Source organism: Liquorilactobacillus nagelii DSM 13675 (assembly GCF_019444005.1).
Taxonomy (GTDB): domain Bacteria; phylum Bacillota; class Bacilli; order Lactobacillales; family Lactobacillaceae; genus Liquorilactobacillus; species Liquorilactobacillus nagelii.
In genome coordinates this window covers 2,269,751-2,286,323 of the sequence record NZ_CP049304.1, presented here as the reverse complement: position 1 = coordinate 2,286,323, position 16,573 = coordinate 2,269,751, and the positions used below count along the sequence as shown (strand labels likewise).

Sequence of the window (16,573 nt, the reverse complement as noted above, 5' to 3'; positions counted from 1 at the left end):
AAACCAGATTAATTGGTTTTTTCCCTACGATGTTGAGAGATAAATTGTTGATACCAAGTAAAGCTGTCTTTACGAATTCTCTGTTGTGAACCCTGACCATAATCATCTTGATCAACATAGATCAAGCCATAACGCTTTTGCATCTCGCAAGTACTTGAACTTATAATGTCAATTGGTGACCAGACAAAATATCCAATTACCGGGACACCATCAGCAATTGCCGCGGAAACTTGTTGCAAATGTGCTGCTAAATACTCACTCCGATAAGGATCATGAATTTTTCCATCTGCCGTAAGCTGATCAAGATGACCAATTCCATTTTCCAAAATCATTAACGGTAAATGCGGGTATTTATCGGCATAGCGCCGCAAAGCAATCCTTAATCCTACTGGATCAATTTGCCAGCCCCAATCAGAACTTGGTAAAAGTGGATTGTAGGTGTCGGTTCCCATGTTCCAAGAATTTCTGGCCAATAATGGAACGGTATCATGGTGAGTAACTGTAGTCAAATAGTAACTTAAACCTAAAAAGGCAATCGGATTTTGTTTGATAGTTGTCAATTCAGCTGCTGAAGGATTAAATGAAATTTTATTTCGCCGCAAATAATTTAAAATATAAGCCGGATATTCTCCACGAACCATAACATCTGACATAAAATCAGCTTGCAAAAGATTGTCCTGATTCGCCAGCACATCTTTAGGATCAGTCGTTGCTGCATAAGAAGTCATATCATAAACCATGCTCCCCACTTGGACTGACGGCAGCTCATTTTTGGCAAACTCAACAACTTTAGCCGTCGCTAATAACTGATAATGTAGTGCTTGAAACTTATCTCTTTCAAAATCAGCTGCATTCGAATAATCATCCTTCAAGATTCCTAAAGCTGAATAGGCATCATTTAATGCTGAATTAATTTGATTAAAAGTAACCCAATACTTAATTTGGGGGTACCGCTTCATTACAACTTTGCAAAACTTAAGGTACAGTTCAAGTAACCGTGGATTTTTCCAACCACCATATTCAGTTACCAACTTTAAAGGCATTTCATAATGCGACAAAGTGACAACCGGGGTAATCTGGCGTTTTTCCATTTCAGCAAAAAGATGATCATAATATGCTAAACCAGCTTCATTCGCTACAGCATCATCACCGTTAGGGAAAATCCGACTCCACGCAATCGACGTTCGAAAAGCAGTCAGGCCTAGCTCCGCAAACAAATCCAAGTCTTGACGATACTTATTAAAGAAATCAATTCCCCATCGTCTTGGAAAGATCTTATCTTTTGCTTGTAAATTTTCAACTATCTCCTGTTGCGCAGTAATCTTTTTAATCTTTTTGTGATCTTTTTGATTAACATATGGTAAGACATCAGTCTGTGAAAGTCCTTTGTTTTCTGCAGCAAAGCCACCTTCGACTTGATTGGCAGCAACCGCCCCGCCCCATAAAAAATCAGCTGGGAATTTTTCAATCTTCATCAAACCACCCCTTAATTCTTGGGAACTAATGAGGAAACAATCTTGATCATTTTTTCTGTCAAATTAATTTCGGAAATCACCGTCATTAAAGTATCTTGCGCATGATTGAATAGCAGTGAGTAAATTGCTGTTTCACCAGCTGCTTCTGCTTGTATTTCATCAGTTTGCGCATTATGTGCCAAAGTTATTTTTTCTTTAGCCTGTTTAAGCAGATTTTTTGCTTGGGCAAAATCATGTTCAGCAACTTGATCAAGTGCCTGCATGGCAAAATTACGTGCATCTCCTGCGTTTAAAATAATCTGCATGGCAATTTGTTGTTTTTTTTCAATATCTTCCATCTCTCTTAACACCTTTCATGATAAATTATTTACTAGCTTGTTCTTGAGTGTATAACTGTTTGTCATAAGTCTTGAAGAACGGGAAGTAAACCATCCAAGTAATAACAAACAATAGGATAAATAAGATAACACCCTTAATCCCCGTGGTTAAATAAGTTGAAATTGGGAACGGAATGTACCATAACTGGAATACTTTAGCCGGAATCGGTACCATGCTCAATTTCATCGCTGCACCAGCAATCAGTGGTACTAATAAACCGTTAATCCACATTGGAACCATCAAAATTGGATTAAATGCAATTGGTGCACCGAATACCAGTGGTTCATTAATGTTAAAAATTACAGCTGGAAAAGTTGCTCGCGAAATTGTTTTCAACTGCTGTGATTTAGCAAAGAGCATCATCATAATTGAAAGTGTGATGGTAAAACCAAAACCACCCGCAGCAATAAAAGCGGAATAAAAAACTTCATAAGTTGTCATGTTAGTTGGCGCCAAGCCCTTGCTAACTAAAGCAGCATTTTGAGCAATTCCGCTGAACATTACTGGATACACAATTGGTGATAAAGCCCAAGTACTGATTCCAAAAGAATAAAAGAAACTATATAAGAAAACAATTAAGACAAAGCCAAGATAACTCTGACCTACAAAAGATAATGGCGAAAAGACCCAAGTAATGAATTTGAAAATATCAACATTCTTAATTGTTAAACCTAACCAACCCATAAAAATCAAAACAGCAATCGGAATCAAAGAGTCAAACCAAGTAACAATAAAATCTGGCAGAACGGTATCTTCACTAAAGAAGGAAAATTTAGCTGCTAATAACATCACTGCTGCAACTACCAAACCGACAACAATCGATAAGAACATCCCGCCAGAACCAAAACGCGCTAATTCAAATTTGATATAACTGACATCGCTGACAAAAGTTGGCTTAATTAACATCAAATACAAAGCTAACGCGGTAAAGCCGGCTAAGATTTTCTTTTCATTTTTATAATTTTCTAAGATGTGATATGGAATTAAGAAAGCTAAAAACAATCCCAACATGCCAAAAGTGAAAGTACTCATATCATTCAAATCCGGAATCAAATTGGACTTGATATTATTAAGAAGCATAATCAGTGTTACTAACGAACCAACCAAGATAAAAGGCAAAATCGAAATGATCGATTGCTGAATTCCTTTAATCCAAGCATTATTAGTAATCTTATTAACCTTGGGAATAAATTTTTCCTGCATAAAGTTTAATAATTTAGTTTGCATCAAAAGTCCCCCCCTGTTACAGCGCTTGCATAAATTCTAGTGCTGCTTTACCATTTAAAGTTCCATAAATCGTTTGTGGGATAATTCCCATCTTAACTTGATGCGCGTCAGCTGTTGCCCGCAACTCTGCTTCCTTATAGGACAAATGTGGACCAACTAATAAGTAATCAACGTCATCAATCATATCTTCTAACTGTGACTCACTGCGTGCTTGAATTTTGATAGTTAAGCCTGCTTTTTTAGCCGCTTTACGCATATTAGCTGCCATGAATCCGCTAGAAGCACCTGTTCCACACACCAACAATACGTTTAATTCTTTTTCTGTCATAATCCTGACCTCCATCTTTTATTTCCTTACATTCTTATTTTAGAAAACCCTATCATTTTCTTGAAATACATTTGGTTCCTAATTGGTTAGGAATTAAGTAAACCTGAGGAAATTTTAAATTTCAATTTGTTTAATGCTTTGCCTTAATTGTGCAAACAGCTTATTTTGTTATAAAATAAGGGTAGTGTAGCGAAAGGGGAGTTTCTTATGAAAAAAATATGGGGTTTCACTATTGCCGGAGTTTTACTTCTAGGATTAGCAGGTTGCGGAAGCTCAAACGCTCAAAGCAGCTCAGCAAGCAGTGAAAAAAGTTCAACCACTGAAAAAGTTCAGTCAACCAAAAAATCCAGTCATAAATCTTCTACCAGTACCGCTCAGTCAACTAGTTCAGCTGCTCAAAGCTCCGATTCAGCAGCAACAACTTCAAGTACAACTGCTACGACAGCAACAACTTCTAGCAGTAGCGCTTCTCAAAGTTCTAGTCAAACAAGTAATAGTGCTTCACAAACAGCTAGTTCACAGACCAGTAGTTCTAGTAGTGTGACCAATGGAACAGCAGCAATCAATGTTTTAAGTCAACAATTACAAACAAAATACCCAAAAGCACAATATTTAGATAATGGTACAACGACTTACAATGGTCAAACTGTTTTTTATATTGAAGTTTATCCGAATAATTCAGTTACACCAGCAGCTGGTTATTATGTTCTGCCAAACGGAACCGTTGTCCAACATTGGTAAGTTTAAATTTAAAGAAACTCAATGATGTAGTATTAAACTGACCTCCAAGAGTTATCAGCAAATATATCTCTTGGAAATCACTACAATATCATTGAGTTTTTTTTAACATTTTTTATTTTTAGGTTAGCCAAAACATTTTTTATGGTTCATCTCAAATAATGTGTTATACTTAATTTGTATAGAAAGGAAGCAGTAAAATGACTGAAAAGCACTTAGAACTTAAAGATTATGGCCCACAACCATTCGCTCCAGATTTAAAGGCCGCTGCCTTAGCTAATGACAATTATCGAACTACTTTGTGGACGGGTGATCATTTTCAAGTCACTTTGATGGCAATTCCAGCTGGTGGTGGGGATATCGGAATGGAAATTCACCATGGCAATGACCAATTCATTTATTTAGTAGACGGTGTGGGTCACGTTCAAATGGGCAAAGATAAAAACAAATTGACGATTGACCGTGAGATTCATCCTGGTGAAGCAGTAATTATTCCAGATAATACTTGGCACAATGTAATTAACGCTGGTAATAAAACTATGAAAGTCTTCTCAATTTATTCTCCAGTAAAACACGCCAAGGGAACTGATGAAAAGACCAAAGATGACGCGATTCAGCAGGAAGGCCCACTAGAGGGCACCGGTGAATAAAGTCATGAAATCTTTTTTGACGATGCTAATTTAGCTTCTCTTAAATTAATTTTTTAAAAACATGAAAGGTAGCTCAATAAACTTTTTGGCTTATTGAGCTACCTTTTTAGCTATATTCAATTATTATCGACAAGTTCAGTTATTTGACATGCTAAAAAACTTTTTTGGAATGTTGCTTCATTTTTCAGATACGTTTTACCGAACTCGTCAATTAAACCATGCAACTCTTTGGCTTCAAGCCGTGAAAAATTGGCTGGTAAACTAACACTATTTTTTAGTGCTTGGTAATTAGCATATGATTGCCCTAGTAAAAAGCCAAAAAGTCTCCGAGCATACTTATCAGCAATAAATACTGGCAAATCAAAGACATATACCAAAAATACATCTGCACTCTCAGGACCAATTCCCGGTATATCCAACAATCGTTTACGTAGTTGCTTGCCATACTGCTTAACTATTAGTGGATAATCCCATTGAAACTCATTGAAAAATTGACAAGTTTCATGGATTGCTCGCGCTTTACTAGTAAAAAATCCACTTGGTTTAATTAATTGCTCTAAATTTTCAAGTGTTAATCGACTAATTGCAGTAGGATCGAAGGCAGTCGCTTTTCGTAAATTAGTTAACGATTTTTCAACATTTTTCCAATTTGTATTTTGCACCAAGATAGCTCCTACGACAATCTCTGGTTTAGTGTCAGCTGGCCACCAACCTTGTGGACCCATCTTTGCCAACAATCGATTATATAATTTATTTACATTTACTTTTGCCATCTACTGTATCACCAGCTACATCATTTACCTCTACGACTTGATTTTTCGTTCTAATTGCAACAGAAACTCTTTCCGCTCAATCCCGCCGGCATAACCAGTTAAGGCTCCGTTACTGCCAATCACACGATGACAGGGAATGATAATTGAAATTGGATTATGACCCACCGCTCCGCCAACTGCTCGTGATAAATTGTGCGGTGAAATTTTGTCTGTTTGAAGTAGATCAGAAATTGTTTTATAGCTAATTCGCTCACCATAAGGAATTGTCTGCAAAATTGCTAAAACTCGTCTCCGAAAAGCCGTCACTTCCGGTTTTAATGGCAAATCATTAGTCGATGGCTGTTCACCGGCAAAATATTGATCCAGCCAATTTGTACCTTGTTGAAGTGATTTGGTCTCACCTGTCTTAATCTCGTCCATTTTATATCCAGCACCAAAATGTTGTTGTCGTTCAAACCAGACACCATAGAGATAGCTTTCATCCCCCAATAAGGTAATCTCACCTAGAATCGAGTTATATTTTTTGCGATATAGCATAGGTTAGCTCTCCTTAATCTTAATACTATTCGAAACTGCTTTAAAAAAACGACAACAATTAATTGCGTTAGCTTCAGCAAGTTAAGTATAACAGACTTCGATTAATTTCAGTTCAGCTTGAGCTTTAGAAGCTATTAGCTTAGTAAAACAACAACATTTTTATAATCAAAAATTCTAAATACCATTTAAAAATCTTTTTCTTGTAAACTTTAATGGATCCTCTCATCATTACCACCTACCCATTCACTCAACTTGTTGGTGAACTAAAAAAACGATTAAAAATGTCAATTCCGTAACTCGTTTCGCGTGGCTGCCCTGGAACAATTTTAAAGCTGCGTTGGCCATCAGTTCGTCGCTCAGCTCGAAAATAAAGCGGTTTAATCTTTGAATAGTTGGCAATCATCTGGGAAAATTCATATTGATGGGTTACAGCAATTAACGTTACCCCGCTATTGACTAATCCAGCCATGATTTGAGAACTAATAATTGAACCTTCATGTTCATTAGTAGATGAGAAAGACTCATTCATCAAAACCATGGCTGGTTGATGCAAATCAGCAATAATTAACTGCATTCGTTGCAATTCTTCAGCCAATTTTCCAGCACTCAATTGAGTATCTTCCTCACGCTTAAAGTGAGTTACCACCTGTCTAAAGTGCTTACAATTAAAGCTTTGTGCAGTAACCAACATTCCACTTTGACCCATCAGTTGCGCCTGCCCTAAGCTGCGTAAAGTGGTTGTCTTGCCACCCTGATTGGCTCCAGAGATAATCCACAAAGGCCGTTCATTACTAATAAAACTATTTCCAATCACCTGTTCAGCAGAATGATTAAGCAATAAAACCACATTGCGCAAATCTGTTATTTTAATTTCAGTTGAATATTCTGCAAATGTTGTCGGAGTTTTTGCTGGTAACGTCCGCTTCAAATTAATTACGCCTTGCATAAATGCTAATTGTGCCCGTAATTCATTGAAAAAATGTCGCAATTCAAAAAAGGTATTGCTGACCTCAGTTGCTAAACTCCACATTGCTCGATTCTCATACCGCCCCAATGCTTGCGAACTATTATCGTCGCGGTCACCAACTACAAAACTAACAAATTTACTACTCAAATGTGTCTGAACATCCCGAAAAATTTCCGCAGCTCGATTTTGCTTTGCATAATAATCAAGTTCTGCCATATTGCCTTGCAATCCAGCCAATAAACTAGTCGAAAAAGCATAACTAGGTGAATAAGCTTCCAGACTGGAAATCACTCGATTCATCTGATTTAACTTTTCTGGAGAAAATGTCTGCTCTAGTCGTTGAAAAAATTGCTTAAAAGCCTTTGATTCCCATCGATTAGCTGCCTGTTCTTTAATTTGTTTAATAGCTTGTAGGAAAACCTTAATTAAATTTGCTTTGCTAGAAACTTGATATGACGCTGACCCGATTAACAATCCCCAGCCCTCATCAATGACTTGTAGAATCGTGGTCTCACTAAGTTGGTACAATGCTGAAATAATCTCAGCATTTCTTAGTGCATCCCGAATGGCCGCCTGCCGATACCTAAGCTGCGATTCGTCGAGAACCGATAAAAACCAGCCAGTTAAAACAGCTTGTTGGATCTGCTCATCATTTTTAGCCATAGTTGAAAGAACCGGCTCTAATTCCAAGTCTTGATAAGTTAGCTGTTGTGTCGAAGTCATTTTAAACGGCACTGCAAATGAATCAGTCAAGTCGATTAATTGAACTTTCATTTTTTCAAACTCCTTTCAATTGCCGCAATTGTCAAATTATATTTCTCAAGCAACAAATCAGCATATACCTGATTATCAAGCGGGGCCGGAATTATTTTAAAACTCCGCTCTGCTTTTTGATTTACCTGACTCATCAACGTAACTGTTGCTGGCTGTTGCCCAAGTTCTTCCAAAAAGGTCACATATATTCCTGCAGCTTTTTTAGCTTGCAACAAAGCTAAAACCTTCTTCCCCAAGACTGCCGCATCTTTAGCTGCTGTTGAAGAAAACAATTCATTCAAAATAACAAAGCTTCGTTGTTCTGCTACCGTAATTATTTGATGAATCCGTTCAACATCAGCTGCCAATAATCCAGTTAATTTAGCTGCTGTTTCTTCTCGTTCAAAATGCGTTAGCAACTTAGGACGTAATTTTAAGCTGGCCTTTTCTCCGGGAATGGCAATTCCCAAGGCTGTCAAATAATAATTAATCCCCGCCATTCTCGCATAAGTTGTTTTTCCCCCTTGATTAGGCCCTGAAATAATTAAAAATGATTTCTTTTCTGGCAAATAATAATCATTCGTTACTAGCTTGAATTCCTCTTTATGACAACTTGTTGCCGCTAGTTCAAAGTCAAAACTAGCCTTAACTTGTTCCGCTCCCGTTTGCTTAATTTGTGGCAAACAAAAGCTTACTTGGTGCTGACTAAGTTGGCTCTCAACTGCTATCCAAGCCAAGTAAAATTCAAGTTCTCGGCAGACTTGATTTAGCTCAGGAATCGCATAGTGCAGATAGCGGTGGTAAAAATCTGCTAACAGTTTGAACTCTTGCGGATAAAGTTGCGGTAATAATCTAAAAATCTGCGACTGAACATTATTTAATCCAAATTCATGTTCCACTGGATCTATCTTCACTGCCTTATCAATGTCTCTCGTTGTTTCAAATAAACCTTGAAAATTCTTCTCAAAAACTTCTCTCATCGATTGTGTCGTTTCAGGATTTTTTTGAATTTTTACTAACCGTCCTTTGACAATCAAACGATAAGTAATACTTGCTAGCTGTGCATTCAATTGTTCCAATCGTCCCTGCAACTCTTTCGTTGTCTCGGCAGCTAAGTAAACTTTCAGTCCGCTTAAAAACCGTCGTAGGCCGGGTGAAAGTAATTTAACTTGGGCTGCTTGTTGAACAAAACTTTTCACCACTTGTTCTTGTCGCGACAATAATAAAAGCAACTGTTGTTGCCGATATTCCAAGGGCTCTATTCGCTGTAATCCTTCTAAACTATAATTAATCTGCTTAATCTCATTAACTAAATCAGCAAATAATTTAAAATTTTTTGTTACTTGCAAATCACGAAAAGTCTGCTGCCGATATCTAATTTCTTTTTCATTATTTAGTGGCTGGTAACAGAAAGGTTCCAGTCGATAACCAGTTTTTTTCTGAATTTGTTTAAACAAAGAAAGCAAGTTTAAATCCTTATAGAAAGCTTCTGTTTTTAATAATGTTTGCGGTCGCTGGTTCGGGTTTAAAAATAAAATACTATTAGCCATCTCTTTCACCTCAATTAAAAGACACCCAGACTAATTCTAGCCTAGGTGTCATCATCTTTTTTTAAGTGAACACCATCACTTTTTCCAAGCAAAATATTCCTTGAAATTTGTAATTGAATCATATTGATACCGCTGATTGTATTCTTCAATCCGTTCAACTGAATAAGTGTACTCACCAGTACGTAATAAATCACAGTAGAGATCTCCATATGGCAGATTTCTTTCACAAGCAGTCATAATTTCGGATTGAATATCATAAGCCACTCTTCTAAAGTCGATCTCTAAGACATCAGCACCCGTTAACCTTAAAATGGTATATTGCGCTAAGTTATTATGCTGCCATGTTCCACTCGTTGTTGGCATTCCTACCGAACCGGGATTAATTACCAACCGATCTTGAGTAGAATAACGCATTAACTGTTTATGTGTATGACCATAGACTGCCAAATCTGCCGCTGACTTTTTCAGCATTTGATCAAAGTTTTCTTGGTCACTCCGAGGATTGGTTTCATTTCCCCAAGGTTTATTGGGCAAAGCATGCATGATTGCAATTTTAAGGCCCTCAAATTGACAAATTTGCAAATACGGTAAGTTTGCTAGCCATTGATAAGTTAAATCATTTAAATAAAAATAATCGTAAGCATTTAAGATTATTTCCATGATTCTCTTGGCTCCTTGCGTATGAGGATCATGATCAGCCAACATGTCATGGTACGTTTTTTCATGATTACCCATTACCCAAGATTTTGTTTTGACTTGTCTCAGTAAATCAACACATTCCTGTGGTCGGGGCCCCCGCTTGACAATATCTCCAACTGATAGATAATCAGTACAACCTGCCTTTGCAGCATCTTTTAAAACAGCTTCCAAAGCTGATGCATTTCCATGAACATCAGCAATCAAACACAAGCTTCTACTCAAAATTTTCATCTCCATTGCCTAAAAATCCTTTTGACGACAAAAAATGACACCTACCTTCCTTATTCGATAAGAAGATAGGTGTCATTAATTTTACAATGGTTATCCGTGAACACCATCACGTTTTATTTCTGAGTCAAGTATCACATTGCTAACTCAAAAAGTCAATTTTCAAACTAGCTCTTTACCATACTTTTACATTTGCCTTATTCCCTAGTTTCCCGGATAGTTGCTATCTGGTTTGTTTTCTTCATAAGTTACAATTCCCTTTTTAACAAAGGTTGTCATCGTCAACCACAATAAGAAGAGGCAGACAATAATGAAGGCTGACAGCACTCCAACTGAAACTATAACTTGATGTTCCCCTAGGCCTGAGTTCAAAGCTTGACGGAAGCCAAGAACTGAATAAGTCATTGGCAAGAATGGGTTAATTGCCTGGAAGAAACCATTCATCCCATTGGTAATTTGAATTGGGAATGATCCCCCACAAGCACCTAATTGGATAACCAGCAAAATCATTGCTAGGAATCGTCCTGGATTATTGCCAAGCATCGACATAAACATGATTAGGAACATTGCCGAGTATGAGAAGAATAACGCGTTAATAATCATTGATGGCAGATGCATCGGGACCAATCCAAAAATCATCATAAAGATTGTTTCAATCAGTGCATTACCCGTTGCTACTAAGAAACCTACAGTAACTTTGCTTAAGAACCATTCTGTTCCAGTGCCATCTGACGACATCCGCCGAATTGGGTAAACTAAGTTGAAGACCAGTGAACCAACAAATAAAGCAACTGATAACATATATGGAGCTAAAGCATAACCATAGTTAGGTACTTTACTGTAGTTGCTGTGCTTCAAATTAGATGGAGCGGCAAACATATTAGCTGTCTTATTCGAAGTTTTAACCGCATTAACTTGCTTAGCACCTTTATTCAAGGCTTTAGCTAACGCTTTATTGCCAGTTGTTAACTTAGCTGAACCAGTTGATAATTTATCAGAATTAGCCGCTAATTGACTTGTTCCTGATGCTAATTGGTTAATTCCAGATGTTAATGTCGGAACTTTATTATTCAAAGTCGTTAATCCGCTAGCTAATTGTGAAGCTCCACTATTCAAAGTTGAACTATTGTTAGACAAAGTCTGTGTCCCAGAAGCTAACTGACTAACACCCGAAACTAACGTTGGAACATTGCTGTTGAGTGTTCCTAGACCACTAGAAAGTTGCGATGCACCAGAGTTCAATGCGCTATTATTGGCAGCCAATGTGTTTGCTCCAGTTGCAGCTTTATCAGCACCAGAAGTATACGCAGAGACACCTGAAACTAATTGATTGATTGCAGAGGTAGTTGGTGAGTTTGATGTTAACTCACTAATTCTTTGCTTAATACTGTTTTCTGTCGTTAGAGAATTTGCATTAACTGCAGGCAATGAACTTGCTGTTAAATTAAATGTCTTTGCATAAAATTGCGCAGCCGCATACTGTGCTGAGCTAGAAAGAGAAACAAAATTATTTAATTTTTCCTTATTATCAGAACTTTGTAATTCATTGCTTAGCTCTTCTAATTGTTGACTAAACTCAGAAGTCATACTTGAACTTTCTGACAACATCTTTTGAGAGTTGTTCATTAAATTGGTCAAATCTGTATTCGCAGTTTCAAGTTTCTCTATATCCAAATTATTGACCAAATCTAATAAAGGTTCCAATCCACTCTGAATATCGGTTAACTTACTGTTTAAATTTGTAGAAGCACTACTTATAGAAGAAACATACTGTACATTTTGTTGAGCAATTTCCGCTATTTGTTTAGCAGCTTCAGGGTTAGTAGTTTCTAACGATTTTGAAACACTTCCTAAAGTTGATGAATTAGTAGCAATTCCACTCAAATTTGACTGCAAAGTTTTTTGATAACTACTTTGCAAGTCTTTTAAACTACTTATTTTTGCAGGAAGTGATTCTATTAAAGATTTATTTTGTGACAATAATGAAATAGTTTTATTTAACAAAACTAAATCACTTTGCATAGAAGTAATTTCATCTTGCAAAGATTTTATCTGTTGATTTGAAGTGTCAAGTTTGTCTTTTGTAGAAGATATTTGATTTGAAATATCATTTTCTTTGGTCAACAGATCTTTGGCAATTGTTTGAATATTATCATTAAGCAAAGTGTTTGTTACATACAGACTAGATGCTGCTAATGGTAATTGACTCGTTTGATTAACAAGTTGTTGCATTCCACTGTTTAATTCACTTGATTTACCAGATAACTGATTTAAGCCACTTGAAAGTGAGCTGACCCCATTAGTGTAAGTTCCAACTCCACTAGCTAAACTATTCGATCCACTAGCTAATTTACCAACACCAGTAGCCAAGGTCCCTGTACTACTATTCAGCTTCTGAGTACCGGTATTAACTTTATCTACTCCAGCAGTGTATTCTTGAACACCGCTGCTTAAAGCCGTTGCACCAGTTGTTAACTTCAAAACACCTGAACTTAACGGAACCACTCCAGTCTGCAACTCAATTACGCCATCGTTGACCTTCTTTACTCCAGCTGTGTAGGTATTGATTCCATCAGTTAAAGTATTCGAACCGGTCTTTAATTTATCAGCACCCTTAGCTGCCGTACTGAATCCCTTGCCAACTTTTTTGATTGTTGCAAACATCGTCTTGGCATAAGCTGTTGATACACTCTTGCGGACTTCAGCATTTAACTGCTTAACACCCTCTTCACTGATAACTTTACCAATGTAGTTCAGTGAATCGTTGGTCTTGTATTTCAACTGCATTTTCTTGGGCGTTTTGTCCAAAACAGTTGTTGCATTTTTAGAGAAATTCTTAGGAATTGTTACAACCATATAATACTTTTTGTGACTAATTCCGTACTTAGCTTGTTTTGCTGAAACAAAATGCCAATCTAAATCATCATTTTTTTTCAACTTTTTAACTAAGTCTTCCCCGACTTTCATTTTCTTCCCATTATAAGATACCGTTTGGTCCTCATTGACAACTGCAACTGGTAAAGAACCAGAGTTACCATAGGGATCCCAAACTGATTTCAAGAAGAATACCGAATACAAGAATGGAATAATCATAATTGCACAAATCGTTGCAATTAACAATTTATGCTCTCCCATATGCTTGAATTCTTCTTTGACCATTTTCAAGCTACTCACCTCAACCTCTCATTATCTCTTTTATTATCTATATCAATAATCCATAATATACACTAATTATCCATGAAAAATCAAACGGTGATCATTAGAACATATTTTTTACAAACCTTGCGAAATCTTTGGTTGATTCCCACCAAATACTCCATGAAATAATAATTCCTGCATTGCATCAATTGCTTCCCAAAAGTCCAACTGCTGCTGCATCAAAAAACGTCCATTTAGTAAACTTCGTGTTGTTTTTTGGAGCATCAACAACAACATTTGCTTTTCTGTCTTGCTTAGTTCTCGCGTTTGCGGGTCATTAATCAAGATTCGATAAAAAGTTTGACTGATTTGATCAACTTCACCTTGAAATTTGTGCCATTGCTGTGGATATCGCTGAGCAATTTCAGATGAATACTGTAAAATACAGCCAATCGGGTAAAGTGTCGGAAATTGATCAACGTAACGTTTAATTTTTTCATAGGCTGATAAATGAAGCTCACTTCTCAACTTATCTCCCCGAATAGTCAAATCTTTAAATAAAAAATCAATCATCGCTGAAATTAGTTGTTCCTTGCTGGAAAATCGTTGATAAATCGTTCGCTTGCTCGTATGCAGTTTACGTGCTAAATCAGCCATCGTAAATTTTAAACCCTGCTGTTCAATTAATTTAATAATTGCCGTATACATTTCTTGATCACTTATTTTCATCGCCATTCCTACCCCATCTATAAAAACCAACTTGATTCCTGCTGATTTTTTTTGATGATGAGCTCACAGCTCGCATTACTCAAGCTGTTGCTTCGCCTCCTTGTATGGTTATTTTAACTATTTTGCGCTCAACTAATGTCGATAATTAATATCCATGGTACTGAAACAAATATATAGTACCACTTTAAGCCGAAAAGTAAACACTAAAATCTCAGTTTCTTGGAAAAAAAAGAAACCAACTCAAATCTGAGTTAGTCTCCAAATAAAATTTTTAAAAAAATTGCAATAATCAATCGCTACTAATTCATTCAACTGATTTTTTCAAAAACGGTACCTTTTCCCGTAAAAATGGAATGATCCAGCGATCCAATCCAATCTTTCCGGCATTGAATCCTGCAACCAAAATGAAAATTTCCCAGAAGATATACATTGGATTAACCGAAACAGTTCCTGCCATTAAATAACAAAAGTTCATCATCATTCCGAAAAAGGCTGCTGCTGTTGTCAAAGTTCCAAAAATTAAACCTAAGCCAACAAACAATTCTCCCCATGCAACCATGGTACTGAACAAGGAGATATGTGGCATAACAAATTCTTTCAAAAAGCTTGTATACCAGCCAAATGCTTGCGTTTTTTCAGGTGTCAAAACTGGGCTCTTAATTGCCATGCCAACAAAACCCTTAGCACTAAAACCAGCAGAGACTTTCTCGAAACCATCCATTGTCCACATATATCCCAACCAAATACGGACAATTGTCAAAATTACCATCGCACTCTTCGACTTACGTAACCACTTTACCATAACCAACACTTCCCATTGAATAAGATTATGAATTATTTCACAATTTAATTTTACCGCATAGATTACGTGTGTCAACTGCTTTCACTTACTTTTTGTTATAAAAATAACTGATACTAAAAAAGCGGGAACAATTGCCTTTTCCCAAGGTTATTGTTCCCGCTCAATTCCGATAAGATAACAATTTTATTCTAGAAAAGATTAGTAAAGAAGTTCTTAATTGCTCGTCCCATGATAACGAAGATATTAGCTTTTTGAATTGCTTGTGGGTTGGTAGCTGTTAAGTTCAAACTAGTATCACCATTCAAGAATTGTAATTTTTGACCTTTAATTGTCAAAGCCAAGTTACCAACTTGTTTGTTTTTAGCAATTGGTGCTTCTAGACCGCCATTTTTATAAAGTTTCTTATTACCAGTTAGTTTAACTTGTAAATTGCTGGTAGTTAAGCCACGTTTAATCCAAATGTTACTATTTTCACCAGTTACCACTTGGGCTGTTAATTGTTTACCATGATAGACCGGTAAGGAATTAGCCCCTTTTGAACTCTTGCCTTTATTAATTTTAGTATAAGTGAAATTATCATAAACATAAGACATCAATTTTTGTGTTTGGACAAAACGTGAAGCGTCTTGATCATTCTTATGCTGTGCACCTAAAACAACCGTAATAATCCGATGGCCATCTTTATGGACTGTCCCAGTAAAGTCAGCACCCGCTGAATCAGAAGTCCCGGTCTTTAACCCATCAACTGGCAACTCAGTATATGACTTAGCCAAGCCTTTTAACATCCAGTTCCAGTTTTCCATTTGAGTTTCTGTTGTCCCGTTGTTGAATTTCATCCGGGCAATGCTGGTAGTTTGCAAAACCTCTGGATAAGCTTTTAATAAATTACGGGCAACGGTCGCCATATCAACTGCTGAAAGTTTGTTTTCTGCATTGTTAGCTGCTCCAGGATATTTAGCACTGCCAACATCGCTATTTGGTAACCCCGCGGTCGTATAGATCTCGCCATCATTAATGCCCCATTTTTTCAGTTGTACTCGCATCTGATCAACAAAAGCCTTTTGCGAACCAGCAACAGCATTAGCTAAGGTCATAACCGCCCCATTAGCTGAATAAATTAAACTAGCTTGATACAATTGCTTAACCGTGTATTTATGACCCTTAAGCAAAGGAACATTTGATAATGAAGTGTTTTGACTAACTTTATATGATGCCTCATCAACCGGAATCTTCTCATTCCAGGATAATTTTCCTTGTTTAATTGCTTGTAAAACTAAATAAATTGAAATCAGCTTTGACATTGAAGCAATTGCCAAGGGCTGTGAAGCATTCTTACTATAAATAATCTGTCCAGTGTTGGCATCGACTGCAATTGCAGCTTTAACATCTAAACTCAATCCGGATGCCGGTGTATCACTAACTGTAGCTGCTTGAGCTTGAGTTGTTGCTGCTCCAGTTGTTGCCAAGGCAGCAAACGCTGTCGTTGCTGTTACCAAACCAATCAAAAATTTTTTTGCCTTACTAAATAACATTTTTTTCGATCCTTTCACTTCATTTAAACAATCTACTCTAGCATAGCGAAAAAAGATTAGCCTGACAAC

At 36.8% G+C, this 16,573-nt stretch carries 15 protein-coding genes and 1 riboswitch; of the genes, 2 read left to right on the top strand and 13 right to left on the bottom strand.

From position 1 onward, the window contains the following. Nucleotides 1-8 precede the first annotated feature (8 nt). Genes G6O73_RS11370 through G6O73_RS11355 form a run of 4 tightly spaced genes read right to left on the bottom strand, consistent with a single transcriptional unit; the run spans nt 9 to nt 3,408 of the window. On the bottom strand, nt 9-1,475 hold the full coding sequence (locus G6O73_RS11370) for a glycoside hydrolase family 1 protein (RefSeq protein WP_057885213.1): 1,467 nt from the start codon (nt 1,473-1,475) through the stop codon (nt 9-11). 11 nt (nt 1,476-1,486) lie between these two features. Next, nucleotides 1,487-1,813 carry a PTS lactose/cellobiose transporter subunit IIA gene (locus G6O73_RS11365; protein ID WP_057885212.1) on the bottom strand — a complete coding sequence of 109 codons (327 nt, stop codon included), beginning with the start codon at nt 1,811-1,813 and terminating at the stop codon, nt 1,487-1,489. 25 nt (nt 1,814-1,838) lie between these two features. Beyond that, the gene (locus G6O73_RS11360) at nt 1,839-3,080 is read right to left on the bottom strand and encodes a PTS sugar transporter subunit IIC (RefSeq protein ID WP_057885211.1); all 1,242 of its coding nucleotides are present in this window, start codon (nt 3,078-3,080) and stop codon (nt 1,839-1,841) included. A gap of 16 nt (nt 3,081-3,096) precedes the next feature. Further along, entirely contained in the window at nt 3,097-3,408 is a 312-nt protein-coding gene (locus tag G6O73_RS11355) for a PTS sugar transporter subunit IIB (RefSeq protein WP_057885210.1), read from the bottom strand. A gap of 207 nt (nt 3,409-3,615) precedes the next feature. Here G6O73_RS11355 and G6O73_RS11350 point away from each other — a divergent pair, with 207 nt between their 5' ends. Further along, nucleotides 3,616-4,149 carry a hypothetical protein gene (locus G6O73_RS11350; protein WP_057885209.1) on the top strand — a complete coding sequence of 178 codons (534 nt, stop codon included), beginning with the start codon at nt 3,616-3,618 and terminating at the stop codon, nt 4,147-4,149. 197 nt (nt 4,150-4,346) lie between these two features. Next, the gene (locus G6O73_RS11345) at nt 4,347-4,796 is read left to right on the top strand and encodes a cupin domain-containing protein (protein ID WP_057885208.1); all 450 of its coding nucleotides are present in this window, start codon (nt 4,347-4,349) and stop codon (nt 4,794-4,796) included. Nucleotides 4,797-4,912: 116 nt separating this feature from the next. On the opposite strand, the gene G6O73_RS11340 is transcribed toward G6O73_RS11345, so the two are convergent. From G6O73_RS11340 to G6O73_RS11300, 9 genes are all read right to left on the bottom strand, one after another. Then, nucleotides 4,913-5,569 carry an endonuclease III domain-containing protein gene (locus tag G6O73_RS11340; protein WP_057885207.1) on the bottom strand — a complete coding sequence of 219 codons (657 nt, stop codon included), beginning with the start codon at nt 5,567-5,569 and terminating at the stop codon, nt 4,913-4,915. Nucleotides 5,570-5,599: 30 nt separating this feature from the next. Continuing rightward, nucleotides 5,600-6,106 carry a methylated-DNA--[protein]-cysteine S-methyltransferase gene (locus G6O73_RS11335; protein ID WP_057885206.1) on the bottom strand — a complete coding sequence of 169 codons (507 nt, stop codon included), beginning with the start codon at nt 6,104-6,106 and terminating at the stop codon, nt 5,600-5,602. A gap of 247 nt (nt 6,107-6,353) precedes the next feature. Then, the gene (locus G6O73_RS11330; protein ID WP_057885205.1) at nt 6,354-7,847 is read right to left on the bottom strand and encodes a MutS-related protein; all 1,494 of its coding nucleotides are present in this window, start codon (nt 7,845-7,847) and stop codon (nt 6,354-6,356) included. Beyond that, entirely contained in the window at nt 7,844-9,376 is a 1,533-nt protein-coding gene (locus tag G6O73_RS11325; RefSeq protein WP_057885204.1) for a MutS-related protein, read from the bottom strand. The genes G6O73_RS11330 and G6O73_RS11325 overlap by 4 nt, the downstream gene beginning before the upstream one ends. Before the next feature lie 75 nt (nt 9,377-9,451). Continuing rightward, entirely contained in the window at nt 9,452-10,297 is an 846-nt protein-coding gene (locus G6O73_RS11320; RefSeq protein ID WP_057885203.1) for a metallophosphoesterase family protein, read from the bottom strand. 68 nt (nt 10,298-10,365) lie between these two features. Further along, nucleotides 10,366-10,426, bottom strand: a riboswitch (Fluoride riboswitch). An 81-nt stretch (nt 10,427-10,507) separates the two neighbouring features. Next, nucleotides 10,508-13,462, bottom strand: a complete 2,955-nt coding sequence (locus G6O73_RS11315; RefSeq protein ID WP_057885367.1) for a YhgE/Pip domain-containing protein — start codon at nt 13,460-13,462, stop codon at nt 10,508-10,510. Between the two features lie 114 nt (nt 13,463-13,576). Further along, the gene (locus G6O73_RS11310) at nt 13,577-14,200 is read right to left on the bottom strand and encodes a TetR/AcrR family transcriptional regulator (protein WP_057885202.1); all 624 of its coding nucleotides are present in this window, start codon (nt 14,198-14,200) and stop codon (nt 13,577-13,579) included. A 274-nt stretch (nt 14,201-14,474) separates the two neighbouring features. Beyond that, on the bottom strand, nt 14,475-14,972 hold the full coding sequence (locus tag G6O73_RS11305) for a DoxX family membrane protein (protein WP_057885201.1): 498 nt from the start codon (nt 14,970-14,972) through the stop codon (nt 14,475-14,477). Between the two features lie 188 nt (nt 14,973-15,160). Then, nucleotides 15,161-16,504 carry a serine hydrolase gene (locus tag G6O73_RS11300; RefSeq protein ID WP_057885200.1) on the bottom strand — a complete coding sequence of 448 codons (1,344 nt, stop codon included), beginning with the start codon at nt 16,502-16,504 and terminating at the stop codon, nt 15,161-15,163. Nucleotides 16,505-16,573: the final 69 nt, after the last annotated feature.